This is a genomic window from Psychrobacter sp. GW64-MNA-CIBAN-0177 (assembly GCF_040309585.1).
GTDB lineage: Bacteria > Pseudomonadota > Gammaproteobacteria > Pseudomonadales > Moraxellaceae > Psychrobacter > Psychrobacter okhotskensis.
Genome location: NZ_JBEOOY010000186.1, coordinates 1 through 277, shown reverse-complemented (window position 1 = coordinate 277; position 277 = coordinate 1). Strand labels below are relative to the sequence as shown.

At 42.2% G+C, this 277-nt stretch carries 1 pseudogene; it reads left to right on the top strand.

What is annotated here, in order from left to right:
* Positions 1-277: pseudogene (locus AAEY79_RS14710) on the top strand (NADP-specific glutamate dehydrogenase); the annotation flags it as partial.

Here is a 277-nt window from a genome sequence, read left to right as displayed (position 1 = left end):
ATGCCATTGACTGCAGAAGCGATTGATCATATTCGCTTGCACCGTGTGCACTATGCTCCAGGTAAAGCGGCAAATGCAGGCGGCGTGGCAGTATCTGGTCTTGAGATGTCACAGAACTCAGTACGTCAGTACAAAACTTTTGAAGAGATTGATGCACGTTTAAAAGTTATTATGAAAAATATTCATGACGGCGCTGCAGAAGCCTCAGAAAAATACCATCAAACTGATAAAGGTTATATCGATTATATGACTGGCGCTAATATCGTCGGCTTTAAAC